We start from the raw sequence: 23261 nt of genomic DNA, 5'->3' as shown, positions 1-23261 counted from the left end.
TGGACGGATGGAGACGATGCGGGTTCTGGTCATCGGAGCCGGAGTCGGGGGACTCGCCGCGGCCAACGGCTTGGCCGGTCGAGGTCACGAGGTGGAGGTCTTCGAGCACGCCGATTCGCTGCGCACCAGCGGCGCCGGGATCACCGTGTGGAGCAACGGCACGGCCGCGCTGCGCGGGCTCGGCGTGGACATCGAGCCGCTCGGACGGCCGCTGCGCAGCCTCCGGTCCATCACCGACACCGGCCGGCTGCTCTGGGAGGCCGACCTCGGCGAGGTCACCGAACGGCTGGGGGCGCCGACCGTGCAGATCCCCCGCCGGGTGCTGATCGCCGCCCTGGCCGGGGCGCTGCCGCCGGGGATGGTCCACTTCGGCCGCCGCTGCACCCGCGTCGTCGAAAACCCCGACCACGTCGTCGTCGAGTTCGCCGACGGCACCTCCGCCACCGGTGACCTGCTGATCGGCGCCGACGGCCAGCGCTCGGTGATCCGCCGCGAACTGCTCGGCGGCCGGGACGCGCGGCCGACCGGCTGGGCGAGCTGGCAGGGCCTCACCGCCAGCGACCTGCCCATCGCGCGCGGTCACCAGACCCTCAACATCGCCGGCCGCGCCGGGCACGCCGGGCTGATCCCCAGCGGCGACGGGCTGCTGCACTGGTGGTTCGACACCCCGTGGCGCGAGGGCGACCCGGTGCTGTCGGTGGCCGACCTGCGCGAGGTGTTCCGCGGCTGGCCGGAGCCGGTGGAGGCGCTGCTGGCCTCGGTCACCGACGACGACCTCGGCTTCTTCCCGCACATCCGGCACAAGGTCCCCGAGGTCTGGGGCGGGGCGCGCAGCACGCTGCTCGGCGACGCGGTGCACGCGATGCCGCCCGCGGTCGCCCAAGCCGCGAACCAGACGTTGGAGGACGCCTGGATGCTCACCCAGTTCCTGTCCGAGGTCGACCGGCCGCCCGCCGAGCTGCTGCGCGCCTACGAGCAGGAGCGCCGCCCCCGGGTGCTCAAGGTGTCGCGGACCGCGGCGCTGACCTCCGCGCAGCGCAGCACCCCGCTGCAACGACTCGGCCGGTTCCCCAAGTGGGCGGCCACCCGCAGCCAGCTCGTCACGCTGCGCTCCGGCAGCAACGTCCTGCAAACGTCCGCCCCGGTCCCCGCAGGCGCCCACGCCGCCTGACACGCCCGTTCGCGCACGCTTTCGCGCTCTGAGTGAGGGGCCCCCTGCACCGCGTCACGTGGTACAGGGGCCCCTCACTCAGGGCGCCATCGGATGCGGCGGCGGTGTGACGCGTGCCATTGGCTGACCGGATGACTGAATTGGTCAGTACGATCGGCGGCATGGCTGAGGAGAAGCGGGTGCTGGTCGTCGGGATGGGGATCAGCGGGATCGCGACCGCCGCCCGGTTGCGCAGGTCGGGGTGGACGCCGGTGCTCGTCGAGCGGGCTCCGCAGCGGCGCGCCGGTGGCTACTTCGTCGCGCTGTTCGGCGCGGGCCAGGCCGCCGCGCGACGGCTGGGCGTGCTCGACCACCTGCACGACCGCTCGTCGGCGACGCCGGTCGTGGACCTCGACCGCAGCGGCCGGAAGCGGCCGGGGATGGCGTTCGGCGACATGCCCGGCAAGCCGTGGATGATGCTGCGCGGTGACGCCGAGCGCGCCGCGTTCGCGACCCTGCCCGAGGACGTCGAGATCCGGTACGCCACCGTCCCGACCGCGATCGAGCAGGACCCCGACGGCGTCGACGTCACCCTGCGGGACGCGGCGGGGACGTCGGTGACCGAGCGGTTCGACCTGGTGGTGGGCGCCGACGGGTTGCGCTCGACGGTCCGGTCCCTGGTCTTCGGCCCGCACGAGCGGTACCTGCACCGGCTCGGCTACATGATCGCCGCGTTCGAGCACCCCGGCACGCCGGCGGGGCTCGCGCCGGAGCAGGGCGCCACCCTGCTCGAACCCGACCGCTCGATGTGGGTCTTCGCGTTCGCCGACCACGACCCGACCATCCTGCTGAGCTACCGCACCGACGACGTCGACGCCGAGTTCACCCGTCCGCCCGCCGAGAGCGTCCGGGCCGCCTTCGGCCCGCAGCCGCTCGGGACCACGCTCGGCGACGCGATCGCGACCCTGGAATCCGCCGAGGCGGCGCTGTTCGACTCGGCGGAGCAGGTGCGCATGGACACCTGGCACCGCGGCCGGGTCGTGCTCGTCGGCGACGCCGCCTGGTGCGTGACGCTCTACGCGGGCATGGGCGTCTCCGCCGGGTTCACCGGCGCCGAACTGCTCGGCACCTTCCTCGACCGCCACCCGGGTGACGTCGGCGCCGCCCTCGGCGGGTGGGAGCGGGCGCTGCGGCCCTACATCGAGGAGTTCCAGGCCACCGGCATCACCCAGCGCAAGATCTTCGTGGTGGACGACCGGCGGGAGATCCTGTTCCGGCGGATGATGCCGCTGCTGGCCCGGTCCCGGTTCGGCGCGCGGCTGGTCCAGCGGATCCTCGGCGTCGGCGGCGCGGCCGATCCGAAGGGCGCCGATATCGTCGGGAAGGTCCTGACCGGCTCGCAGGGGAGGAACACCGTTGCCGGAACTGCCTGAACAGGGCTCGCCGAAGGCGGCGCGCATCCTCGCCGCCGCCGGTGAGCTGCTGCTCGGCCGGGGCAGCAGGGGGTTCACCATCGCCGACGTGGCGCAGCGGGCGCACGTCGGCAAGGGGACCGCCTACCTGTACTGGAAGACCAAGGAGGACCTGCTGCTCGGCCTGATCTGCCGGGACTTCGTCGCGCTCGCCGACGCGGTCACCGAGGCGGTCACGGCGGATCCGGAGCTGGCCCGGCCGTCGCGGTGGTGCCCGCGCGTCCTGCGCACCGCGGCCGAGCACCCGTTCGTCAACGCGCTGCGCAGCCACGACGACGACCTGCTCGGCGTGCTCGCCGACGATCCCCGGTCGGCGACCCTGCTCGACACCCTCGGGCCGGACGCCGTGATGCACGAGGTGCTGCCGATCTGGCGACGCCACGGGCTCGCCCGGACCGACTGGCCGCTGGCCGACCAGGCCCTCGCCCTGCACGCGCTCACCTTCGGCTTCGCACCGGCGGCCGGCCTCCCCCGGTTCCGCGCCGAGGTGGCCGAGCCCGAACAGGTGCTCGCCGCCGCCGTGACCGCGCTGCTCGGCCCCGAACAGGCCACCCCCGAGCAGGTGCGCGCCACCGCGACGGAGGGCTTGCGCTCCCTAGCCGAAGGCCGCGCCACCGCGCTGCGGATCATCGACCCGGCGACCGCCTGAGCACCCCGCAACACGCCCGAACGCCACCCGACCGCCCGGTCCACGCTCGGAGTGAGGGGCACCCTTGTCCAAGTAACTCGGGCAAGGGGGCCCTCACCTGGTGTTCCACCGGGTGAACGGGTGGCGCGACGCGCTCGTCGGTGGGTGTTCAGGCGTCGTAGCGGCCGTGCTTGATCGCTGCGATGAAGCTCGTCCACTGGTCGGTGGTGGTGGTGAAGTACCCGGCGGCTCGGTCCTTGGTGTCCCGCACAGCGCCGCCGTCGCCGGTCCGGCCGACCTCGACGCAGGCGTTTCCCGTGGAGCTGCGACTAGAAGTGCGCCAGTTCCGCGGGCTTTCGATCGTCATCGGATTCTCCTTCTGCCTCGGCGATCCGGGTGATGAGCTCCGTCGTAGCCTCCGGGCTCATAGCTATGTTCCGGAGGCTATCGATCGCGTGCCCGAACGCACGCGTTTCCTTGGGCGTATGCAGCAACGTCAGCGAGCTGAAGTGCTCGATGTAAACGATCGGCGATGCTTTGGCGAACTCGAAATGCAGGAAACTTCCTGCGTGGCTCGGGTTCCACTCGCCGGTTCCGCACGGTATGGCGATGACCTCGACGTTCGGCAGCTTCGCCAAGGACAGCAGGTGGTGGAGCTGCTCGGCATGGACCGCCGAGCCGCCGATCGGCTCGCGCAATGCGTTCTCGGTGATGATCGCAACGAACTCGGGAGCATTGCGCTTGGTCAGCGTGTCACGCCTGCCCACTCGGATAGCCGTGCGTGCGTCGGCATCCGCTGGTGACCACTTCGAGATGATCGACCGAGCGTAGTCGTAGGTCTGGAGAATTCCGGGGACCACGGTCGTCGCCACTTCGACGATGCGGCATGCGGTCCGCTCGTACTCGATGAGCGTGGTCATGTCGCGGTGCGAGGAATCGCCGACTGCAACCCAGTTCGCGTCTTCGGCATCCCGTGCGAGGTTGACGATCCGCGTCCGCTCGATGTCGGAGGCGCCGAGCGCCGTCATGATCGCGGCGACGGTCTCCGACTCCGGTCGCTTCTCGCCTGTCTCGTACCGGGCGAGCACGCTGTGGTGCTTCTGGAGCTGTTCCGCCAGCTTGCGGACCGATATGCCCGCCGCCTTGCGGTGTTCCCGCAGCTCAGCGCCGAGAGCGCGAACTTTCGGGGATTCCTTGTTGTCGCTGGGCACGCGACAACTTTAACGCGTTCGTGGGCATGGGCTGCCTTCATCCGATCAGTCGATTGTCGCCTTTGTCGCTAGCAACATTGATATGTCGTTGGCGACACTCTGGATCTACCGGTCTTCCGCGTTCCGCGGCTGTCGTTGAGGAGTGATCACCATGAACTACCGGCCGTATCCGTTCAGCTGGGCGCCGGGGGCGGCGTTGCGGCACGCGACCGCCGTGGCGGAGTGGCGGCTCCGGGAGCACGTCACCACCTTGTGCGGTGAGGTGGTCGAGCCGGTGAACACCACGCTCGCCTGGTTGTGGCCGACGTGCGCGCCCTGCGACGTCGAGGCCCACCGCATCGCGGGGGCGCCGATGCCGCGCCGCCGCGCGGCCGGTGCGCGATGAGCGCGGTGGAGTGGCTGGTCGTCGGCGGCTTCGTGCTCCTCGCCGCGATCGCCGTGCGGCTGATCCCCGAGCCCGACGAACCCGCCGAACCCGCCGCACCGGAGCCGCCGGAGCCCGCGCCGCGGCGGCCGGTGGTGCTCTGGGTGATCTCGCCCGACCAGACGCGGTTCCACCTGAGCACCGGGCCCGAGCGGGCGCTCTGCGGGCATCCGCTGCGCGGCACCTGGTTCCCCGCCGACGGGCTCGACGGGCTGCGCCCCGGCGCGCACTCGGCCTGCGACGGCTGCCTCACCTCGCCGCTGGCCACGCCGCGCCGGTCCGGGCAGGCGCTGCTCGCGTGGACGCCGCGCACGCCCGCCGCCGCTCCCGAACCCGCGACCTGGGAGACCGACGAGTTCCCCGCCCTGATCGCCGCCTACCTCGACGCCCGGACGCGAACGGCCCCCGGCAGGTCGTGCCTGCCGGGGGCCGCCTCGCTCCAGCGCGCCTAGCTCAGCCGCCGAAGGTGTCGGGGTCCGGACCGATCCGCTCGCCGGTCTCCAGGGCCTCGATGCCCTTCACGTCATCGTCGGCCAGCTCGAAGTCGAACACCTCGATGTTCTTGGCGATCCGCTCCGGGGTCGCCGACTTCGGGATCGCGACGTTGCCGAGCTGCACGTGCCAGCGCAGCATGATCTGCGCCGGGGTCTTGTCGTACTTCTCGGCCAGCGAGGTCAGCAGCGGGTCGTCGAACAGCCCGCTGTTGCGACCGAGCGGGCTCCACGCCTCGGTCACGATGTCGTGCTCGGCGTGGAAGGCGCGCAGGTCCCGCTGCTGGAAGCGCGGGTGCAGCTCGACCTGGTTCAGCGCGGGGACCACGTCGGTCTCCTCGAACAACCGCCGCAGGTGCGGGATCTGGAAGTTCGACACGCCGATCGACTTGATCCGGCCGTCGGCGTGCAGGCGTTCGAACGCCTTCCAGGTCTCGACGAACTTGTCCGCGGCGGGCGTCGGCCAGTGGATGAGGTAGAGGTCGACGTAGTCGAGCCCGAGCTTGCCGATGCTGGCGTCGAACGCGCGCAGGGTGCTGTCGTACCCCTGGTCGTCGTTCCACAGCTTGGTGGTGATGAACAGCTCGTCGCGCGGGATGCCCGACTCGGCGATGGCCCGTCCCACGCCTTCCTCGTTGCCGTAGGCCGAGGCCGTGTCGATGCTGCGGTAACCCGCCCGCAGCGCCGCCGCCACCGGCTCGACGACCTCCTCCGCCGGGATGAGGAACACCCCGTAACCGATCTGCGGAATCTTCGCACCGGTGTTCAGCGTGACGTTGGGTACCTGGGTCATCTTGGGTGTCGTCCTCCGCGGATCTCGGATGGTGCGGGCCGCGATCACGACCCACCGGGTGCAACACGTGCGACCGGCGCGGGATTCCGGCCCGCGCGGTCCCATCTCACCACGCGGGCCGGAGCCGGGCTAGCGGATCTCGACCGACCCGGTCTGGTGCTCGGTGACCTCCTCGGACGGCCCGGTCGGGGCGCCCGTCCTGCGGTCCAGCACCACCGAGGCCAGCGCGAAGCCGAGGCCCACGATCGCCAGCAGCGCACCGACCCAGCTCGGCGAGAGCAACCCGAAGCCGGCCGCGATGACCAGTCCGCCCAGGTAGGCGCCGAGGGAGTTGGCGATGTTGAAGGTGGACTGGATGCTCGCCGAACCCAGCGCCGGGGCGTCCCGCGCCGAGTCCAGGATGCGCGCCTGGACGCTGGGGATGGCCGCGAAGCCGGTGGCGCCGATGAAGAACACGTTGGCCGCCGCCAGCCACATGTTGTGCGCGGTGAACAGGAACAGGAACAGCGTCACGGCCAGCGCGGCGAGCCCGATGCACAGCGTGCGCATCGGCGAGCGGTCGGCGAGCCGGCCGCCGACCGCGGTCCCGACCGTCATGCCCAGGCCGAACAGCGCCAGCAGCCCCGTCACCGCCGTCGGCGTGTAGCCGGTGATGTCGGTGAGCACCGGCTTGATGTAGCTGTAGAACGAGAACGTCGCGGCGAAGCCGAACACCACCACGCCGAAGGCCAGCCACACCTGCGGGCTGGTGAACGCGCGCAGCTCACCGCGCAGGCTCACGTTCTCCGGCTTCGGCTGGCGCGGCACCAGCACCAGCACCGCCAGCAGCGCCACGACCCCGATGAAGGCGACCAGGCCGAACGCCCAGCGCCACCCGAGCGCCTGCCCGAGCAGCGTCCCCGCGGGCACGCCGACGATGTTGGCCACGGTCAGGCCGATGAACATCATCGAGATGGCGCTGGCCCGCTTGTCGTGGCTGACCAGGCTCGCGGCCACCACCGCGCCGACCCCGAAGAACGTCCCGTGCGGCAGTCCGGCGAGGAACCGGGCGCCGAGCAGCAGTTCGTGGGTGGGCGCGAAGGCCGAGCACAGGTTCCCGACGGTGAACAGCACCATCATGGACAGCAGCATCGTCTTGCGCCGCGTGCGCAACCCGGCGATCGTGAGCAGCGGTGCGCCGACCACGACGCCCAAGGCGTACAGCGAGATGTAGCCCCCGGCGTCCGGGATGGACACGCCCAGGTCCGCGGCCACCTCGGGCAGCAACCCCATCATGACGAACTCGGTCGTGCCGATCCCGAACCCTGCGATGGCCAGTGCCAGCAGTGCGATGGGCATGGAAGGTCTCTCCCCAGAACACGTGTACCTCGGACGGTGTACCTCGCCGCCTCGGCGCGGCACCGCGCGGCACGGGGCACCGGAACGGCCGAGGGGAACGATCAGGAAGCCGGTGCGGTCCGGCGCTTCCCTGCCGTCAACACTAGGCGGAGACCTGCTTGTTCCCGCAATGATCGTGAAGCGGGCCACGCACGAACTTCATCCATCCGAACTACCGCTTGAGGACTCCTTTCGGGTCTTCAGCTTGGTGTCGGGACGGCTCATCGTACGCACGTGCGCCTCGTTCGCCATGCGTTCGATCATGTGCGGGTAGTGCAGTTCGAACGCTGGTCGGACGGACCGGATCCGGGGCAGCTCGTGGAAGTTGTGCCGGGGCGGCGGCGAGGTGGTGGCCCACTCCAGGGAGTTGCCGTGGCCCCACGGGTCGTCGACCTGCGCGGGGGTACCCATCCGGTAGCTGACGAACACGTTGTAGAGGAACGGCAGCATCGAGGCGCCGAGGATGAATGCGCCGATCGTCGAAACCACGTTCAGCGCGGTGAACCCGTCGGTCTCCAGGTAGTCGGCGTAGCGGCGGGGCATCCCCTCGTTGCCGACCCAGTGCTGCACCAGGAACGTGGTGTGGAAGCCGATGAACGTGAGCCAGAAGTGCAGCTTGGCCAGCCGCTCGTCCATCATCCGGCCGGTGATCTTCGGGAACCAGAAGTACAGCCCGCCGAACACGGCGAACACGATGGTCCCGAACAGGACGTAGTGGAAGTGCGCGACCACGAAGTACGTGTCGGTCACGTGGAAGTCCACCGGGGGCATCGCCAGCAGCACCCCGGTCAGCCCGCCGAGCAGGAAGGTCACCAGGAAGCCGACCGAGAACAGCATCGGCGACTCGAAGGTGATCTGGCCCTTCCACATGGTGCCGGTCCAGTTGAAGAACTTGATCCCGGTCGGCACCGCGATGAGGAACGTCGCGAACGAGAAGAACGGCAGCAGCACCGCGCCGGTGGCGAACATGTGGTGCGCCCACACCACCGCCGAGAGCACCCCGATCGTCAAGGTGGCGAACACCAGACCGGTGTAGCCGAACAGCGGCTTGCGGCTGAACACCGGGATGATCTCCGTGATGATGCCGAAGAACGGCAGCGCCACGATGTAGACCTCGGGGTGGCCGAAGAACCAGAACAGGTGCTGGTACAGGATCGCGCCGCCGTTGGCCGGGTCGAACACGTGCGCGCCGAGCTGCCGGTCGGCCAGCAGGCCCATCAGCGCGGCGGTCAGGATCGGGAACGCCAGCAGGATCAGGAAGCTGGTGACCAGGATGTTCCAGCAGAAGATCGGCATCCGCCACATGGTCATCCCGGGTGCCCGCAGGCAGACCGTCGTGGTGATCATGTTGACCGCGCCGAGGATGGTGCCCAGACCGCTGACCACCAGCCCGGTGATCCACAGGTCGCCGCCGACGTCCGGGGAGTGCGCATCGCGGGACAGCGGCGGGTAGGCCGTCCAGCCGAAGTCCGGCGCGCCCGCCGGGGTGAGGAACCCCGAGATCACGATCAGCCCGCCGAGCAGGAACAACCAGTACGAGAAGGCGTTGAGCCGGGGGAACGCGACGTCCGGCGCGCCGATCTGCAACGGCAGGATGATGTTCGAGAAGCCGAACACGATCGGGGTGGCGAACAGCAGCAGCATGATCGTGCCGTGCATGGTGAAGAGCTGGTTGTACTGCTCCTGGGACAGGAATTGCAGCCCCGGCACCGCGAGTTCGCCGCGCATCAGCAGCGCCATCGCCCCGCCGATCAGGAAGAACGCGAACGCGGTGGCCAGGTAGAGCACGCCGATCTGCTTCGGGTCGGTGGTCCGCAGCCACGGGATGAACTTGCCGCCCTTGCGTCCGCGCTGCACCGAGTACGCCCGCGTCGGGAACGGTCGGCGCTCCGTCGTGGTCATGCTGCCTCCAGCGTCGGCGGCCGGTCCTGATCAGCGATACCCGGATCGCGGCCACCGCAATCCCCCCACACCGAGGCGGCGTCGGCAACCGGAAACGCCGGAGCCTGCACCGAAGGGCTGGCGGGGGCGCGATCAGCGCGCGGTGCCCGAAGGGCCCTGGAGATGCGTGGAGCCAGTGTCCCGGTCTGCCCCAGGTGCACCTGGTTCCACGACTCGCCCGGCGCCCACGACGCCGGACTGCTGCCGGTGAGCCTAGCCGGTTACCTCGGCGAGGGCGGCGCGCGCCATCCGGTGCAGCAGGTCGGTCATGGCGCCGCTGCTCAGGCGGGTGCTGTGCGGGGTGGAGTTGATCAGCCCGAAGGCGGCGTGCGCGGCGGCGCGGGCGGTCGAGCGGGCCAGGCCCGGGTGCAGGCGGCACAGCACGTCGACCCACACCTCCACGTAGGCGCGCTGCCGCTCGCGCACCCGGTTCCGGTCCGGCGACCCGAGGCTGTCGAGGTCGCGGGCCTGCACGGTGATCAGGTCCGGGTTGCCCAGCGCGAACCCGACGTGCCAGGCGACCAGCCGGTCGAGGTCGGCGGCGGGGTCCTCGCCCCCGACCCGCTCCCGGCCGCCCGCCAGCAGGGTGTCGCTGATCCCGGTGAGCATCTCGGCGAGCACCGCCTCCTTGCCCCGGAAGTGCCGGTACAGGGCGGGTCCGGAGATTCCGACGGCGGCGCCGATGTCGTCGATCCCGACGCCGTGGAAGCCGTAGCGCGCGAACTTCGCCGCCGCGGCGGCGAGGATCTGCTCGCGGCGGTTCGGTTCGCGCGTCGGGGTGGCCATCGGATCCGATGCTAGACGAGTGGCGTGAGCCACCGTTAACATCCTCGGTTAACGACGACTAACCGATCGAGGGGGACGCATGGACCCGTCCGTCCTGGGCACCACCGCCGACCCCGGGTCGGCGGCGTTCGCCCGGAACGCGCAGGAGCACGCCCGGCTGGTCGCCGACCTCACCGCCCGGCTCGACGCCGCTCGGCTCGGCGGTCCGGCGAAGGCCCGCGACCGGCACGTCGCGCGCGGCAAGCTGCTGCCCCGGGACCGGGTCGACGCGCTGCTGGACCGGGGATCGCCGTTCCTGGAGCTCTCCCCGCTGGCCGCCACCGGCCTGTACGACGACGAGGCGCCCGCCGCGGGCATCATCACCGGCATCGGCCGGGTCGAGGGCCGCGAGTGCGTGATCGTGGCCAACGACGCCACCGTCAAGGGCGGCACCTACTACCCGATGACGGTGAAGAAGCACCTGCGCGCCCAGGAGGTCGCGCTGGACAACGAGCTGCCGTGCCTCTACCTGGTCGACTCCGGAGGCGCGTTCCTGCCCCGGCAGGACGAGGTGTTCCCGGACCGCGAGCACTTCGGCCGGATCTTCTACAACCAGGCGACCATGTCCGCCCGCGGCATCCCGCAGCTCGCCGCCGTCCTCGGCTCCTGCACCGCGGGCGGCGCCTACGTCCCGGCGATGAGCGACGAGGCGATCATCGTCCGCGAGCAGGGCACCATCTTCCTCGGCGGACCGCCGCTGGTGAAGGCCGCGACCGGCGAGGAGGTCACCGCCGAGGAGCTCGGCGGCGGCGAGCTGCACTCCCGCACCTCCGGCGTCACCGACCACCTCGCCGTGGACGACGCCGACGCGCTGCGCCGGATGCGCGCCATCGTCGCCACCCTCGGCCCCCGCGCGCCGCGGCCGTGGGACGTCGCGCCGGTGCGCGAACCCGCCGTCGACCCCGGCGAGCTCTACGGCGCGGTCCCCACCGACAGCCGCACCCCCTACGACGTGCGCGAGGTGATCGCGCGCGTCGTCGACGGCAGCGAGTTCGCCGAGTTCAAGCAGGAGTACGGGCCGACGCTGGTCACCGGGTTCGCCCGGATCCACGGTCACCCGGTCGGCGTGATCGCCAACAACGGCATCCTGTTCGGCGAATCGGCGCAGAAGGGCGCGCACTTCGTCCAGCTCTGCGACAAGCGCTCGGTGCCGCTGGTGTTCCTGCAGAACATCTCCGGGTTCATGGTCGGCCGCGACTACGAGGCGGGCGGCATCGCCAAGCACGGCGCCAAGATGGTCACCGCCGTGGCCTGCGCCCGGGTGCCGAAGTTCACCGTGGTCATCGGCGGCTCCTTCGGCGCCGGCAACTACTCGATGTGCGGGCGGGCGTACTCGCCCCGGTTCCTGTGGATGTGGCCGAACGCCCGGATCTCGGTGATGGGCGGCGAGCAGGCCGCCTCGGTGCTGGCCACCGTCCGCCGCGACCAGCACGAAGCGCGCGGCGAGGAGTGGTCCGCGGCGGCCGAGGAGGAGTTCAAGCAGCCCGTCCGGGACCAGTACGAGCAGCAGGGACATCCCTACTACGCGACCGCGCGGTTGTGGGACGACGGCGTCATCGACCCGGGGCAGACCCGCACCGTGCTCGGCCTCGCCCTGTCGGCGGCGGCCCACGCGCCGCTGGAGCCGGTCTCCTACGGCGTCTTCCGGATGTGATGGAGGTGCGGATGCAGCAGTTCGACGCGGTCCTGGTGGCCAACCGGGGCGAGATCGCGGTGCGGGTGGTCCGGACCCTGCGGCGGTTGGGCATCCGTTCCGTCGCCGTGCACAGCGACGCCGACCGGGCCGCCCGGCACGTCGCCGAGGCCGACGAGGCGGTGCACCTGCCCGGCGGCTACCTCGACGCCGACGGGGTGGTCGAGGCCGCCCGCCGCACCGGTGCGCAGGCGGTCCACCCCGGCTACGGCTTCCTCGCCGAGAACGCCCGGTTCGCCACCGCCTGCGCCGAAGCGGGCCTGGTGTTCATCGGTCCGCCCGCTGCCGCGATCGACTCGATGGGCGACAAGATCCGGGCCAAGGCCACCGTCTCGGCCGCGGGCGTCCCGGTGGTGCCCGGCCGCAGCGACCCGGGCATGTCCGACGAGGAGCTGCGCGAGGCCGCGCTGGAAGTCGGCCTGCCGGTGCTGCTCAAGCCCTCCGCGGGCGGCGGCGGCAAGGGGATGCGGCTGGTTCACGACCCGGCGGCGCTGGCCGAGCAGATCGCTTCCGCCCGGCGCGAGGCCCGCTCCTCCTTCGGCGACGACGCGCTGTTCGTGGAGCGCTTCGTGGCCACCCCCCGGCACGTCGAGGTGCAGGTGCTCGCCGACGCCCGGGGCGGGGTGGTGCACCTCGGCGAGCGGGAGTGCAGCCTCCAGCGCAGGCACCAGAAGATCGTCGAGGAAGCGCCGTCCCCGCTCCTCGACGACGCAACCCGGGAGCGGATCGGCGCCGCGGCGGTGGAGGCCGCGCGCTCGGTCGGCTACGTCGGCGCGGGCACCGTGGAGTTCATCGTCTCCGCCGACCGGCCCGACGAGTTCTTCTTCATGGAGATGAACACCCGCCTCCAGGTGGAGCACCCGGTGACCGAGCTGGTGATCAGCGCGGGCGGGCGGCGCGGGGTGGACCTCGTCGAGCAGCAGGTCCGGATCGCCGAGGGCGCCCCGCTGCCGTGGACCCAGGACGAGCTGCGGCTCGACGGGCACGCCGTGGAGGCCCGCGTCTACGCCGAGGACCCGGCGCGCGGCTTCCTGCCCACCGGCGGGCGGGTGCTCGCGCTGCGCGAACCGGCGGACGTGCGGGTGGACTCCGGCATCCGCGACGGCGACGAGATCGGCTCGGACTACGACCCGATGCTGGCCAAGGTGATCGCCTGGGCGCCGACCCGCGACGACGCGCTGCGCCGGCTCGACGCCGCGCTCGGCGACACCGCGATCCTCGGCCTGCACACCAACGTCGGCTTCCTGCGGGCGCTGCTCGGCCACCCCGACGTGCGCGCCGGACGGCTCGACACCGGGCTCGTCGAGCGGGAGCTGGACGCGCTGGTCGACGGCACCGCCGACGAGGACGTGCCCGTGGCCGCCGCGCTGGAACGGCTGCTCGCCGCCGAACCGGCCGGACCGGTCGTCGACCCGTGGGAGCGGCCGACCGGCTGGCGGCTCGGCGAACCCGCGTGGAGCCGCTGGCGCTTCGCCACCCCGGACGGGGAGACCGCCGTGCTGCTGCGCGGGTCCGCCGCCGACGCCGAGGTCCGGATCGGGGAGGACACCACCCGCGCCGCCGCCGAATCCGACGGCGAGGTGCTCACCGTGACCCACCGGGGCCGGCGCCGCCGCTACCGGTACGCCCACCGCGACGGCACCACCTGGCTCTCCGCCGGCGGCCGGACCTGGGCGCTGCGGGAGCACCGGATGCTCGCCGAGGCCGCCGACCGGGCCGCCTCCTCCGGCGGGGTGCTCACCAGCCCGATGCCGGGAACCGTGCTGGTCGCCGACGCCGCCGTCGGGCAGCAGGTGCGCTCCGGGCAGATCCTGTTCGTGGTCGAGGCGATGAAGATGGAGCACGCGGTCACCGCGCCCTCCGACGGCGTCGTCACCGAAGTGCACGTCCGCAAGGGGCAGTCCGTCGGGCTGGAGCAGCCGCTGGCCGCCCTCAGCACCGACGAGGCGGGGTAGCCCCGCGCGCAGCGCCCGGGCGTCCTCACGAGGCGACGCCCGAGATCCCGCGGCGATCCCGCCGCTTCCCTGGAGAGGAGTCCGAGCGATGGTGGACAACCGGCTCAGCGAGGAGCACGAACTGCTCCGCGACAGCGTGCGGACGTTCGCGCGCAAGGACGTGGCCCCGGTGATCGGCGATTACTACGAACGGGCGGAATTCCCGACGCCGCTGGTGCGCGCGATGGGCCGGATGGGCCTGTTCGGGCTGCCCGTCCCGGAGCAGGACGGCGGCATGGGCGGTGACTACTTCGCCCTGTGCCTGGCCCTGGAGGAGCTCGCCCGGGTCGACTCCTCGGTGGCCATCACGCTCGAAGCGGGCGTCTCGCTGGGCGCCATGCCGATCCAGCGGTTCGGCAGCGCCGAGCAGAAGGCGACCTGGCTGCCGAAGCTGGCCACCGGCGAGGTCCTCGGCGCGTTCGGCCTCACCGAACCCGACGGCGGCTCCGACGCGGGCGCCACCCGCACCACCGCGGTGCTCGACGGCGACGAGTGGGTGATCAACGGCGCCAAGGCGTTCATCACCAACTCCGGCACCGAGCTCACCGGATTCGTCGTGGTCACCGCCGTCACCGGGACCAGGCCCGACGGCGGCAAGGAGATCTCGACGATCATCGTGCCCAGCGGTACCCCCGGCTTCACCGTCGCCCCGAAGTACTCCAAGGTCGGCTGGGAGGCCTCGGACACCCACGCGCTGTCGTTCGACGACTGCCGCGTCCCGGCCGCCAACCTGCTCGGCGAGCGCGGGCGCGGCTACGCCCAGTTCCTGTCGATCCTCACCGAGGGCCGGATCGCGATCGCCGCGCTCGGCGTCGGGCTCGCCCAGGGCTGCGTCGACGAGTGCCTGCGCTACGTCGGCGAGCGGGAGGCGTTCGGCCGCAAGATCGGCGAGTACCAGGCGATCCAGTTCAAGCTCGCCGACATGGAGCTGCGCGCGCACACCGCCCGGCTGGCCTACTACGAGGCCGCGGCCCGGATGCTGCGCGGCGAGCGCTACAAGAAGGAGGCCGCCATCGCCAAGCTGGCCTCCTCGAACGCCGCGATGGACAACGCGCGGGAGGCCACCCAGATCTTCGGCGGCTACGGGTTCATGAACGAGACGCCGGTCGGCCGGTTCTACCGGGACGCCAAGATCCTGGAGATCGGCGAGGGGACCAGCGAGGTGCAGCGGATGCTCATCGCCCGCGAGCTCGGGCTGTGAGCCGGCCGATGCCGACCGGAGGCGGTCGGCACCGGCCGCGGGTCAGCGCCGCAGGCGGCGGTGCGGAACGGTGATCTCGTCGGTCCGCTCCACGTCGGCGGCGTGCGGTGCGTACAGGTCACCGGCGTACGGGTCGTACTGGTCGAGGTCGTACTGCCCCGGCCCGTAGCCGTAGGGGTCCGCGGCGTGCGGGTCGAGGCCGTACGGGTCGGGGTGCGGCTCGGGCCGCTCGGGTTCGGCCTGCACCTGGCCCTGCTGGGCCTGCCCGTGCTGAGCCTGGCCGTGCGCGGGGTGCGGGGCGACCGCCGTCGGTTCGTCGGAGCCCGGCCACACCGGTCCACCGCCGCTCGGCGGCTGCGGGGCCTCCCGCAGGTCGGCTTCGGAGAGGTGCTGGAGCACCCAGTCGCGGGCCAGCGCCGCGGGCGAGGTGCCCTGCTTGAACGCCAGCTCCTTGAGCCGTTCGTTGGCCATCAGCGGCAGCCGGAGCTGGTGGACCTCCGAGGCGCCGAACCTGCGTCCGGAGCCGGTGCTCTCCACGTCTTCCTCGGGAGCGAGCGCCGCCAGGTACGAATCCAGTTCGGGATCCGGTTCGGCGACCGCTGCCGCATCGGCGGGGGCGGAGTCCGGCCTCTGCCGCCGGCCGATCTTCGTTCGTCCTAGAGCCACGCGCCCACGATAACGGTTCGGTTGCGGGAAGCGCATCGCTGTGCTCGCCGACACCGGCCGGTGGACGCGGAGGGCCCCCGCGTCAGGGGGAGTAACGCGGGGCCCGGAGGGGATCTCCACTTGTGCTGGCCGGGGGAGTGCCAGCGGTCATGATTGTGGCACGCGAGGTGGCCTTTGGGGAGGCTTCCGAGCAGGATTCGTGTCGTCGGCCGGACCGGCCGCGGTCATCCGCCGGTCATCTCCAGGGGTCTCGCGCGAACGCTCAGTTGGTGCTGGGCCACTCGGCGATCACGTACCCGGCCTCGCCGATGGCCGCGGTGGCGGCCTGCTCGGTCAGCCCGTGGTCGCTGAGCACCGTGACCCGGCCGCTCTCCACGGCGACCTCGACCTGCGTCACGCCCGGGAGGACCGAAAGCTCCTCGCTGACCGATTCGGCGCAGTGTCCGCACGTCATCCCGCTCACGGTGAAGGTCTGGGCTGGCATCGCACTCCTCTCTCCGCACGGCCCGGCGCCGTCCGCTGTGGACGATCATGCCAGCGGTGCGGGCCGCGGCGGTTGATTCCGAAGTGGATCGACGGCTCCCACTCGATTACGCAGAGTCGGTGCCAAATCACTCTCTGGGGGGCTGCGGGTGTCGCGGCCGTCTGGCTAGCCTGCGGGCGACACCCGAGGCCGGGGAGGCGCCATGTACGGGTCGCTCGACGTACGGAAGTTCTTGTGGCAGCAGGACGAAGACGCCGCGCGCGGGGCACCGTCGGTGCCCGTGCAGCGGGGCGGCGAGCCCGCGCGGCTCTCACCTGAGGAGATCCACCGCGCGCGGATCGCGGTCGCGCGGAGCGCGGCGGACGCGGAGGACTGCCGCCTGCTGCTCGACATGCTCGGACTCGTCCCGGACGAGGACGACGGGGAACCGCCGGTGAACCGCTGACGCTGGCTCCGCCGACCCGGACGGGCGGGTGGACTTCACCGGTGCGGACGGGCCCCCGGTGATCACGTGCCGTGATCGCCCAGCCGGGATCAAGATCAACCGACCGGGCGCCGACTCCGCCGAACGAGTGGATGTGCTCGGCCGCCCAGGCGGGGCGCCGCGCTCCGGCAAGGCCCCGCTGGGAGTGCTGTGGATCACAAAACCGGCGGATGTCCGAAAAGTCCGCCCCGGCGGTCCGCAGGCCGGTCCGCCGGCCCCGCGCCGAGGCTCGCCGAGGTGGTTCCGACGGCGCCGAGATCAATTGTCGTTGCTGGTCAGAGCGGCGCGCTGGTATCGTGGCCACCTGATCGCGGAGGTCGGCCGACCCCGTCCCCCGCGATGGGCACCCCCCGTGCACGGCCGCAGGAGGGCATGTCGTAAGCTTTCATTGCTCCCAACGGGGCGCTCCCGAAAGGGAAAGCCGGTTGGAGGCAAGGCCGGGTCGGTGACGAATCGGCCGGGCCCCCATCGTCTAGCGGCCTAGGACGCCGCCCTTTCAAGGCGGTAGCGCGGGTTCGAATCCCGTTGGGGGTACGCTACAACTGAAGACAGCAAGCAAGGCCCAGTGGCGCAGTTGGTTAGCGCGCCGCCCTGTCACGGCGGAGGTCGCGGGTTCGAGTCCCGTCTGGGTCGCCACGGCGAACGGCACTGCCGGACGCTCCTGGCCAGGTAGCTCAGTTGGTACGAGCGTCCGCCTGAAAAGCGGAAGGTCGGCGGTTCGACCCCGCCCCTGGCCACCGCTTCGACCAGCGAAAACGAGCCCCACCGATCCCGGTGGGGCTCGCTTCGTCTCAGCCGGGGTCTCAGTCGTCGCCCAGCGGACCACTACAGCCAGAAGTAGTCGTAGAGGTCGTGGACGTGACTGGCGCCGCCGCCGAGGGTGTCGGCGCTGAAGTCGCCGACCTCGGTCAACTCGGGCGGGGTGTAGGTCATCGTGGTTCCCCTCTCTCCTCTCCCGCCGCTGGTCGGCGGGCACCACACGCAGTTCAGCGCAGCTCGGACGGCATGGACAACCGTGCTCGTGGTGCCTCACCTGTCCGGCCCGGCTGCGCCACCTGAACCAGGGACACCGCCGTGCCCGGAGAGGGGCCGCCCTGCTCGTCGCGCCACCGGAGCCCGCAGGTCAGGCGTTCCGTCGTGCTGGTGCGGCGGGCCGGGGACGGTGGACCGCGGGTTCGGGCAGGTCGCGGAAGAGCAGCCAGCTCAGGGCGGGCATGGCGATCAGCGGCGTCAGGGCCGTTTGCAGGGAGGTGGCGTCGGCCAGGTGCCCCAGCAGGGGGCTGATCAGGCCGCCCATGCTGACGGTGAGGCCGAGGGTGACGCCGCTGGCGGTGCCGACCCGGGAGGGCAGGTAGTCCTGGCCCAGGGTGACCTGCAAGGAGAAGGGCACGTACAGGCCCGCGGAGGTGAGGGCCACGAAGCCGAACAGGGCCGGGCCGGGAACGTGGACCACCCCGGCGACGGCGGCGATCGAGACCAGGTAGGACCAGCGGGAGACGCGGACGCGGTCGTAGCGGTGGGCCAGGTAACCGCCCAGGACCGAGCCGACGGCACCGCCCAGGAAGAGCAGGAACAGGGCCGCGGTGCCCGCGATCGGGTTGCCCGGCATCCGCTGCTGGGCGTGGAGCGAGAGGAAGGTGCTCAGGCCGACGAAGACGACGGAGCGGAAGACCACCGCCAAGGACAGCTTCACGAACGAGGCCACGTCGTCGGTTCCCGCTGCCGCCGACGTCGCCGCCCCGGCCCGCCGTCGGCCGAGCGCCCGGAGCACCGGTAGGCCCCGGAGCAGTGGCAAGCACAGGGCGGCGCCGACGAGCGCGGGCAGGACCAGCACCGGCGTCCACCGCAGCGAGCCGTGTCCGATCGCGAGCGACACCATGATCGGCGCGAGCGCGAAACCGACGTTGCCGCCGAGCGAGAACCAGCTCATCGCGCGGTGGCTGCCCCGGCTGGCCAGCCGGGCCACGCGGGCCGACTCGGGGTGGTAGGCGGCGACGCCGAGCCCGGAGATCGCGACGAAGACCAGGGTGAGCCCGTAGGAACCGCTCAGGCCGCTCAGCGCGATGCCCGCACCGCCCAGCACCGTGCTCACCGGCAACAGCCACGGCATCGCCCACCGGTCGGTGAGCGCGCCGAAGACCGGCTGGGCCACCGACGACAGCAGCGACGCGGCCAGCGCGAGAGCGGAGGCGACGGCGTAGCTGTAGTCGCGTTCGGCCACGAAGAACGGGATCAGCGCCGCGACGGACCCCTGGTAGATGTCGACGCAGGCATGGCCCACGGCCAGCAGGGTGATCGAGGTGTTCCGCCGCACCGCTCCATGCTGGTCGGCCCCGGGGCTGTCCCGCTTTCGATAACCTGCCCGGTGATGTGGAAAATCCGCCACACACCGGTCGCGCCGACCCGGACCCAGCGCCTCGCCTCCGGCGGCGAGATCGACGCCCACCGCCACGACGACCACCAGATCGTCTACGCCAGCCAGGGCACCATCGCCGTCACCACCGACGCCGGCTCCTGGGTCGCCCCCGCCACCCGCGCGCTCTGGATCCCGGCGGGCACCGTCCACCACCACCAGGCCCACGGTGAACTCGACCTCCACCTCGTCGGCCTGCCCGCCGCGGAGAACCCGCTCGGCCTCGACGAGCCGGCCGTCCTCGCCGTCAGCTCGCTGCTCCGCGAGCTCCTCGTCGCCTACACGCGCGCCCCCGAGGACGACAGCGCGCCCCGCCTGCGCCTGCGCGCCGTGCTGCTCGACCAGCTCACGATCTCCGCCGAACAGCCGCTGCACCTGCCGATCCCCAGCACGCCGCTGCTCCGGGAACTGCACGACATCCTGCGCGCCGACCCGGCGGACAACCGCTCCCTCGACGAACTCGGCAGGCAGCTCGGCGCCAGCGCCCGCACGCTCTCCCGCCGCCTGCGCGACGACCTCGGCCTCACCTACCCGCGGTGGCGCACCCAGGTCAGGCTCCACCACGCGCTGATCCTCCTGGCCGACGGCACCCCCGTCACCGCGGTCGCCCACCGCTGCGGCTGGTCCTCGGCGAGCACCTTCATCGACGTCTTCCGCCGCACCTTCGGCCACACCCCCGGTTCCCGCCCTACCACCTGATCCGCGCTCCCGCCCGGCGAGGACATCCAGGACAAACGGGTGCGGTGGATGATCCGGACAGCGGGGCCGTGGTCGAGGAATGCGGGGCGGGCTGCGGCTGATGGACGGGTTCTCCGCGGGCAGGGTGCTGGTGGTGTTCGGCGCCGCACTGCTGCTCGCCCTGGTGGCGGCGATCGTGCTGGTCGTGATCCGGAAAGGCGCGACTTCAGGTGCTCGACCCGATCGGAGTCCGGGTGGGGGGCCGGTTCGGCAGCAGGAGGCTGCGGTGGGCGAGCGAGGTTCGGCGGTGACTGCGGGCGGACCGGGCTTCCCGGACAACGTGCTTCCCTTCGAAGGCGAGCGGATCATCGCCAGGTATTGGGCGAACCGCAGGCAGGAGGTGGTGAACTTCGGCGGGACGCTGTACCTGTCGAGCCATCGCATCCTGTTCCTGCCGAACCGGATCAACGCGAACCTCGGCGGCAAGAAGTGGTGGTGCCCGCGTGCGGACGTCGCGGGTGCCGGTGTCGTGTGCCGGAACGGGGTGGACCTCTTCAGCGGTGGGCTCGTGCGGCGGCTGAAGGTGGAGACCGGTACCGGACCGGCCCCGCTGTTCGTCGTACCCGAGCCGAACCTGGTCGCCCAGGACATCCGGACGTGGGCGTCTTCGCGGGACGGCGGTGCGGATCGGCACGCCGGGTCGAAGGGTGACGACCAACCCCGGCCACGGGATGCCGAGCTCCGGCGGAGCAGCCGTCGCACGGTTGGCGGGAAGCCGCACGTGGCGGATTCGCCCGCATCGGCCTGGATGAGCGGTTGCTCCGCCGAACTCGCGGAGGTGTCCGACCTGGTTCCGGCTGAGGTGCCGAGCTCCGGCGGCTGCGGAGTGGCTCCCGGCGGAGGTGGGTGTGCGCCGTCCGTCGGGGCCGGCCCGGTGAGTGCACCCCCGGGTCGCCGTCCGTCCCGGTCTGCTGGCAGCCGGGAAAAAGGGGTGGGTCGCCGTGTCCGTTCGGGCACATCGGCTCTCGGCGATGTCCTCGGGCGCAGCGCCGCGCCCTAGTCTTCGCGGCGAAGCAACGCCCGAAGTCCTTCGGATCGAGAGGAATGCGGACATGAAGCGAACCGCTCTGACCATCGCCGCGGTCGCCCTGGGCTCCCTCGCCTTCGGCGCCCCGGCCTCGGCCGCGTCCGGTCACTTCGCCGGCGTCTACCCGTCGCACGAGGCCGCCCATGCGGCCTGCGACGCGGGCAAGCAGCAGGGCCGCTGGTCGAGCTGCGCCTTCTCGTTGAAGGGCCCGGACGCGTCGCAGATCGAGATGTGGGTCTGGCTCTGACCGAAGGCGCGGCCCGGCCCCAACCGGCCTCGGGGAGGGGGAGGCGCGACCGCGGTCGCGCCTCCCCCCTCCCGTTGCACCATCGCGACCGCAAACGCGACGTCGAGCGAGGTTCAAGAGGCCCGGAGAGGACTAGCCGTCCCCGACAGAACTCCGAACCTGAGCGGACAGCGGGCACGAGCCGCCTCACCCTGATCATCGCCACCGCCGCCGCGGGCACCCTCGCCTTCGGCGCTCCGGCCTCGGCTGCGCCCAGCGACTACATCGCTACCTGGATGACCCACGAGGTCGCCGTCGAGGCCTGTGAGTTGGGCGAGCAGCAGGGCTGCTGGTCCAACTGCGCCCCCTCGTTCGAGCCCGCGGGTACGTGGACCGAGCTGTGGGTCGACTACTGACCGGACGTCCAGTCCGGCGGATCACCGCAGCACCGGCATGGCGGCCCTCCCGCGCCGTTGCCGAACGGTTCTGACGACAGCGGGTGGGAGCGGACGCGCCGCCGCTGCTCCCGGCCGGAAAACCGGTACCGCTGGTGCGGAGCGGGCCGTAGCGTGCTGCGGCGTGGACGAGGTGTGGTGGTGGGGCGCGGCGGCGATCGGGCGGGCCGTGGGACGCGGGGAGATCACCGCCCGCGCGGTGGTCGAGGCGCACCTGGCGCGGGTGGCGCGGTGCGATCCGGCGATCGGTGCGATCACGGTGCTGTTCGAGGGGGCCCTGGCGGAGGCCGACCGGATCGACGCGCGGGTCCGGGCGGGGGAGGTGGTCGGGCCGCTGGCCGGGGTGCCGTTCACCGCGAAGGAGAACGTCGACGTGGCCGGGCATCCGACCACGCACGGCGTCCCGCACTTCCGCGACGCCGTGGCCGCCGCGGACGCGCCCGGGGTGCGGCGGCTGCGCGCGGCGGGGGCGATCCCGCTGGGCCACAGCAACATGCCGGACCTCGCGATCGCGGGCAACACCACGGTCAGCCAGTTGTTCGGCGAGACCCGGAACCCGTGGGGCGCGATCCGCACGCCCGGCGGCAGCAGCGGCGGCGACGCGGCGGCCACCGCCTCGGGCATGGTGCCGTTGGGCTTGGGCAACGACTCCGGCGGTTCGCTGCGGCTGCCCGCGATGTACTGCGGGGTGGCGGCGCTCAAACCGGGGTTCGGCGCCCTCGCCCAGGACCACCGCGTCGGCGGCGCCGATCCGACGCTCGCGTCCCAGGTCTTCCCGGTCGACGGGCCGATGGCCCGCAGCGTCGGCGATCTGGCGGTCGCGTTCGACGTGCTCTCCGGGCGGGACGTCGCCGATCCGCGCACCGCCTCCCCCGCGCCCCGGCCGCTGCCGCCCCGCCGGGTCGCGCTGTGCGCGGACCCCGCCGGGCTCGGCGTGCACCCGCAGGTCCGGGACCAGCTCCAGCGGTCGGCGGCGGCGCTCTCCGACGCGGGGTGGGAGGTGGCGGAGGCCGAACCACCGCGCCTGGCGGACGTGCTGACCAGCTACGGCACCCTGATCACCGCCGAGTTCGGGCTCCGCTGGCCGCGGTTGCGCGGACTGCTCACCGCGGAATCCGCGCGGCACATGGAACTCTCGATGCAGCAGGCCCCACCGGCGGACCTGGAGACCTACCTCGCCGCGACCGCGACCCGGTTCGGCGCGATGCGGGAGTGGGACGCCTTCGCCGAGCGCTACCCGGTGATCCTCGGCCCGGTGTCGGCGGAACGCCCCTTCGACGTCGATCCTGCCGAGCCCGACCAGCAGCTCCGGATGATGCTGGCGATGCGGCTGTGCACCGCGACGACCTGCGTCGGGGTCCCGGCGGTCGCGGTGCCGACCGGTGTCGTCGACGGCCAGCCGCTCGGCGTCCAGGTGGTCGGCCCGCGCCACCGCGAGGACGTCTGCCTCGCCGCCGCCCACGACCTCGAAGCCGCCTTCGGCACCACCTGGCCGCCCATCGAGGGGTTCTCGGTCTGAGCGAGGGGCACCTTCATCCGACTATGCCGGATGAAGGTGCCCCTCACTC

The 23261-nt window shown here is 72.1% G+C and carries 23 protein-coding genes and 3 tRNA genes; 16 read left to right on the top strand and 10 right to left on the bottom strand.

Annotation, left to right across the window (positions count from 1 at the left end):
- The first annotated feature begins 16 nt into the window (after positions 1-16).
- The 3 genes from ACQP0T_RS26475 (at position 17) to ACQP0T_RS26465 (ending at position 3271) form a co-directional block, all read left to right on the top strand.
- Positions 17-1171 carry an FAD-dependent monooxygenase gene (locus tag ACQP0T_RS26475; protein WP_433870456.1) on the top strand — a complete coding sequence of 385 codons (1155 nt, stop codon included), beginning with the start codon at positions 17-19 and terminating at the stop codon, positions 1169-1171.
- Positions 1172-1332: 161 nt separating this feature from the next.
- The gene (locus ACQP0T_RS26470) at positions 1333-2583 is read left to right on the top strand and encodes an FAD-dependent monooxygenase (RefSeq protein ID WP_433870455.1); all 1251 of its coding nucleotides are present in this window, start codon (positions 1333-1335) and stop codon (positions 2581-2583) included.
- Positions 2567-3271, top strand: coding sequence for a TetR/AcrR family transcriptional regulator (locus tag ACQP0T_RS26465; protein ID WP_433870454.1), 705 nt, complete (start codon positions 2567-2569; stop codon positions 3269-3271). The genes ACQP0T_RS26470 and ACQP0T_RS26465 overlap by 17 nt, the downstream gene beginning before the upstream one ends.
- Positions 3272-3419: 148 nt before the next feature.
- On the opposite strand, the gene ACQP0T_RS26460 is transcribed toward ACQP0T_RS26465, so the two are convergent.
- Complete coding sequence (locus ACQP0T_RS26460) at positions 3420-3617, bottom strand: DUF397 domain-containing protein (RefSeq protein ID WP_433870453.1); 198 nt, start codon at positions 3615-3617, stop codon at positions 3420-3422.
- Positions 3580-4461, bottom strand: coding sequence for a helix-turn-helix domain-containing protein (locus ACQP0T_RS26455; protein WP_433870452.1), 882 nt, complete (start codon positions 4459-4461; stop codon positions 3580-3582). The genes ACQP0T_RS26460 and ACQP0T_RS26455 overlap by 38 nt, the downstream gene beginning before the upstream one ends.
- A gap of 151 nt (positions 4462-4612) precedes the next feature.
- Here ACQP0T_RS26455 and ACQP0T_RS26450 point away from each other — a divergent pair, with 151 nt between their 5' ends.
- Entirely contained in the window at positions 4613-4846 is a 234-nt protein-coding gene (locus tag ACQP0T_RS26450) for a zinc finger protein (protein ID WP_345357014.1), read from the top strand.
- Positions 4843-5337 (top strand): hypothetical protein, encoded by a 495-nt coding sequence (locus tag ACQP0T_RS26445; protein WP_433870451.1) that lies wholly within the window; start codon positions 4843-4845, stop codon positions 5335-5337. The genes ACQP0T_RS26450 and ACQP0T_RS26445 overlap by 4 nt, the downstream gene beginning before the upstream one ends.
- Position 5338: 1 nt before the next feature.
- Here the strand turns inward: ACQP0T_RS26445 and ACQP0T_RS26440 are convergent, their stop codons facing one another.
- From ACQP0T_RS26440 to ACQP0T_RS26425, 4 genes are all read right to left on the bottom strand, one after another.
- The gene (locus ACQP0T_RS26440) at positions 5339-6169 is read right to left on the bottom strand and encodes an aldo/keto reductase (protein ID WP_433870450.1); all 831 of its coding nucleotides are present in this window, start codon (positions 6167-6169) and stop codon (positions 5339-5341) included.
- Positions 6170-6298: 129 nt separating this feature from the next.
- Positions 6299-7507, bottom strand: coding sequence for an MFS transporter (locus ACQP0T_RS26435; protein ID WP_345357023.1), 1209 nt, complete (start codon positions 7505-7507; stop codon positions 6299-6301).
- A gap of 198 nt (positions 7508-7705) precedes the next feature.
- Positions 7706-9448 (bottom strand): aa3-type cytochrome oxidase subunit I, encoded by a 1743-nt coding sequence (ctaD, locus tag ACQP0T_RS26430; RefSeq protein ID WP_433870449.1) that lies wholly within the window; start codon positions 9446-9448, stop codon positions 7706-7708.
- 252 nt (positions 9449-9700) lie between these two features.
- Positions 9701-10273 carry an SACE_7040 family transcriptional regulator gene (locus ACQP0T_RS26425; protein ID WP_345357029.1) on the bottom strand — a complete coding sequence of 191 codons (573 nt, stop codon included), beginning with the start codon at positions 10271-10273 and terminating at the stop codon, positions 9701-9703.
- 79 nt (positions 10274-10352) lie between these two features.
- Between ACQP0T_RS26425 and ACQP0T_RS26420 the strand changes: the two genes are divergently transcribed.
- The 3 genes from ACQP0T_RS26420 (at position 10353) to ACQP0T_RS26410 (ending at position 15200) form a co-directional block, all read left to right on the top strand.
- The gene (locus ACQP0T_RS26420; RefSeq protein WP_433870448.1) at positions 10353-11966 is read left to right on the top strand and encodes a carboxyl transferase domain-containing protein; all 1614 of its coding nucleotides are present in this window, start codon (positions 10353-10355) and stop codon (positions 11964-11966) included.
- 11 nt (positions 11967-11977) lie between these two features.
- Complete coding sequence (locus tag ACQP0T_RS26415; protein WP_433870447.1) at positions 11978-13960, top strand: acetyl/propionyl/methylcrotonyl-CoA carboxylase subunit alpha; 1983 nt, start codon at positions 11978-11980, stop codon at positions 13958-13960.
- A gap of 88 nt (positions 13961-14048) precedes the next feature.
- On the top strand, positions 14049-15200 hold the full coding sequence (locus ACQP0T_RS26410) for an acyl-CoA dehydrogenase family protein (protein WP_433870446.1): 1152 nt from the start codon (positions 14049-14051) through the stop codon (positions 15198-15200).
- A 42-nt stretch (positions 15201-15242) separates the two neighbouring features.
- Here the strand turns inward: ACQP0T_RS26410 and ACQP0T_RS26405 are convergent, their stop codons facing one another.
- Together ACQP0T_RS26405 and ACQP0T_RS26400 are read right to left on the bottom strand one after the other, a co-directional pair.
- On the bottom strand, positions 15243-15866 hold the full coding sequence (locus tag ACQP0T_RS26405; RefSeq protein ID WP_433870445.1) for a hypothetical protein: 624 nt from the start codon (positions 15864-15866) through the stop codon (positions 15243-15245).
- A gap of 262 nt (positions 15867-16128) precedes the next feature.
- Positions 16129-16350: a heavy-metal-associated domain-containing protein gene (locus ACQP0T_RS26400; RefSeq protein ID WP_345357044.1), complete on the bottom strand. Its 222-nt coding sequence runs from the start codon at positions 16348-16350 to the stop codon at positions 16129-16131.
- 202 nt (positions 16351-16552) lie between these two features.
- Here ACQP0T_RS26400 and ACQP0T_RS26395 point away from each other — a divergent pair, with 202 nt between their 5' ends.
- From ACQP0T_RS26395 to ACQP0T_RS26380, 4 genes are all read left to right on the top strand, one after another.
- Complete coding sequence (locus ACQP0T_RS26395) at positions 16553-16795, top strand: hypothetical protein (RefSeq protein WP_345357047.1); 243 nt, start codon at positions 16553-16555, stop codon at positions 16793-16795.
- A 500-nt stretch (positions 16796-17295) separates the two neighbouring features.
- Positions 17296-17368: transfer RNA gene (locus ACQP0T_RS26390), tRNA-Glu, on the top strand.
- A 25-nt stretch (positions 17369-17393) separates the two neighbouring features.
- Positions 17394-17470, top strand: a tRNA-Asp gene (locus ACQP0T_RS26385).
- Positions 17471-17497: 27 nt separating this feature from the next.
- Positions 17498-17571, top strand: a tRNA-Phe gene (locus ACQP0T_RS26380).
- 88 nt (positions 17572-17659) lie between these two features.
- Here ACQP0T_RS26380 and ACQP0T_RS26375 read toward each other — a convergent pair.
- Together ACQP0T_RS26375 and ACQP0T_RS26370 are read right to left on the bottom strand one after the other, a co-directional pair.
- On the bottom strand, positions 17660-17767 hold the full coding sequence (locus tag ACQP0T_RS26375) for a lasso RiPP family leader peptide-containing protein (protein WP_433870444.1): 108 nt from the start codon (positions 17765-17767) through the stop codon (positions 17660-17662).
- A gap of 190 nt (positions 17768-17957) precedes the next feature.
- Positions 17958-19148, bottom strand: coding sequence for an MFS transporter (locus ACQP0T_RS26370; RefSeq protein WP_433870443.1), 1191 nt, complete (start codon positions 19146-19148; stop codon positions 17958-17960).
- Between the two features lie 54 nt (positions 19149-19202).
- Here ACQP0T_RS26370 and ACQP0T_RS26365 point away from each other — a divergent pair, with 54 nt between their 5' ends.
- The 4 genes from ACQP0T_RS26365 to ACQP0T_RS26350 all read left to right on the top strand — a co-directional run bounded on the left by ACQP0T_RS26365 (position 19203) and on the right by ACQP0T_RS26350 (position 23212).
- The gene (locus ACQP0T_RS26365) at positions 19203-19946 is read left to right on the top strand and encodes an AraC family transcriptional regulator (RefSeq protein ID WP_433870442.1); all 744 of its coding nucleotides are present in this window, start codon (positions 19203-19205) and stop codon (positions 19944-19946) included.
- Positions 19947-20046: 100 nt separating this feature from the next.
- Positions 20047-20985, top strand: a complete 939-nt coding sequence (locus ACQP0T_RS26360; protein WP_433870441.1) for a hypothetical protein — start codon at positions 20047-20049, stop codon at positions 20983-20985.
- Positions 20986-21037: 52 nt separating this feature from the next.
- A complete protein-coding gene (locus ACQP0T_RS26355; RefSeq protein WP_433870440.1) occupies positions 21038-21259 on the top strand; it encodes a hypothetical protein in 222 nt (73 codons plus the stop codon).
- Between the two features lie 558 nt (positions 21260-21817).
- Entirely contained in the window at positions 21818-23212 is a 1395-nt protein-coding gene (locus ACQP0T_RS26350; protein ID WP_433870439.1) for an amidase, read from the top strand.
- Positions 23213-23261: the final 49 nt, after the last annotated feature.

The organism is Saccharopolyspora sp. CA-218241 (genome assembly GCF_050954615.1).
GTDB classification, from domain to species: Bacteria; Actinomycetota; Actinomycetes; order Mycobacteriales; family Pseudonocardiaceae; genus Saccharopolyspora; species Saccharopolyspora cebuensis.
Note: the sequence above shows the minus strand (reverse complement) of the source record. Positions and strands in the feature narration are given on the sequence as shown.

What these genes read in the sequence shown, in the direction of transcription:
- ACQP0T_RS26475 (WP_433870456.1), top strand. Translation starts at nt 17, where the DNA reads ATGCGGGTTCTGGTCATCGGAGCCGGAGTCGGGGGACTCGCCGCGGCC.
- ACQP0T_RS26470 (WP_433870455.1), top strand. Translation starts at nt 1,333, where the DNA reads ATGGCTGAGGAGAAGCGGGTGCTGGTCGTCGGGATGGGGATCAGCGGG.
- ACQP0T_RS26460 (WP_433870453.1), bottom strand. Translation starts at nt 3,617, where the DNA reads ATGACGATCGAAAGCCCGCGGAACTGGCGCACTTCTAGTCGCAGCTCC.
- ACQP0T_RS26450 (WP_345357014.1), top strand. Translation starts at nt 4,613, where the DNA reads ATGAACTACCGGCCGTATCCGTTCAGCTGGGCGCCGGGGGCGGCGTTG.
- ACQP0T_RS26445 (WP_433870451.1), top strand. Translation starts at nt 4,843, where the DNA reads ATGAGCGCGGTGGAGTGGCTGGTCGTCGGCGGCTTCGTGCTCCTCGCC.
- ACQP0T_RS26440 (WP_433870450.1), bottom strand. Translation starts at nt 6,169, where the DNA reads ATGACCCAGGTACCCAACGTCACGCTGAACACCGGTGCGAAGATTCCG.
- ACQP0T_RS26435 (WP_345357023.1), bottom strand. Translation starts at nt 7,507, where the DNA reads ATGCCCATCGCACTGCTGGCACTGGCCATCGCAGGGTTCGGGATCGGC.
- ctaD (WP_433870449.1), bottom strand. Translation starts at nt 9,448, where the DNA reads ATGACCACGACGGAGCGCCGACCGTTCCCGACGCGGGCGTACTCGGTG.
- ACQP0T_RS26425 (WP_345357029.1), bottom strand. Translation starts at nt 10,273, where the DNA reads ATGGCCACCCCGACGCGCGAACCGAACCGCCGCGAGCAGATCCTCGCC.
- ACQP0T_RS26420 (WP_433870448.1), top strand. Translation starts at nt 10,353, where the DNA reads ATGGACCCGTCCGTCCTGGGCACCACCGCCGACCCCGGGTCGGCGGCG.
- ACQP0T_RS26415 (WP_433870447.1), top strand. Translation starts at nt 11,978, where the DNA reads ATGCAGCAGTTCGACGCGGTCCTGGTGGCCAACCGGGGCGAGATCGCG.
- ACQP0T_RS26410 (WP_433870446.1), top strand. Translation starts at nt 14,049, where the DNA reads ATGGTGGACAACCGGCTCAGCGAGGAGCACGAACTGCTCCGCGACAGC.
- ACQP0T_RS26400 (WP_345357044.1), bottom strand. Translation starts at nt 16,350, where the DNA reads ATGCCAGCCCAGACCTTCACCGTGAGCGGGATGACGTGCGGACACTGC.
- ACQP0T_RS26395 (WP_345357047.1), top strand. Translation starts at nt 16,553, where the DNA reads ATGTACGGGTCGCTCGACGTACGGAAGTTCTTGTGGCAGCAGGACGAA.
- ACQP0T_RS26375 (WP_433870444.1), bottom strand. Translation starts at nt 17,767, where the DNA reads ATGACCTACACCCCGCCCGAGTTGACCGAGGTCGGCGACTTCAGCGCC.
- ACQP0T_RS26365 (WP_433870442.1), top strand. Translation starts at nt 19,203, where the DNA reads ATGTGGAAAATCCGCCACACACCGGTCGCGCCGACCCGGACCCAGCGC.
- ACQP0T_RS26360 (WP_433870441.1), top strand. Translation starts at nt 20,047, where the DNA reads ATGGACGGGTTCTCCGCGGGCAGGGTGCTGGTGGTGTTCGGCGCCGCA.
- ACQP0T_RS26355 (WP_433870440.1), top strand. Translation starts at nt 21,038, where the DNA reads ATGAAGCGAACCGCTCTGACCATCGCCGCGGTCGCCCTGGGCTCCCTC.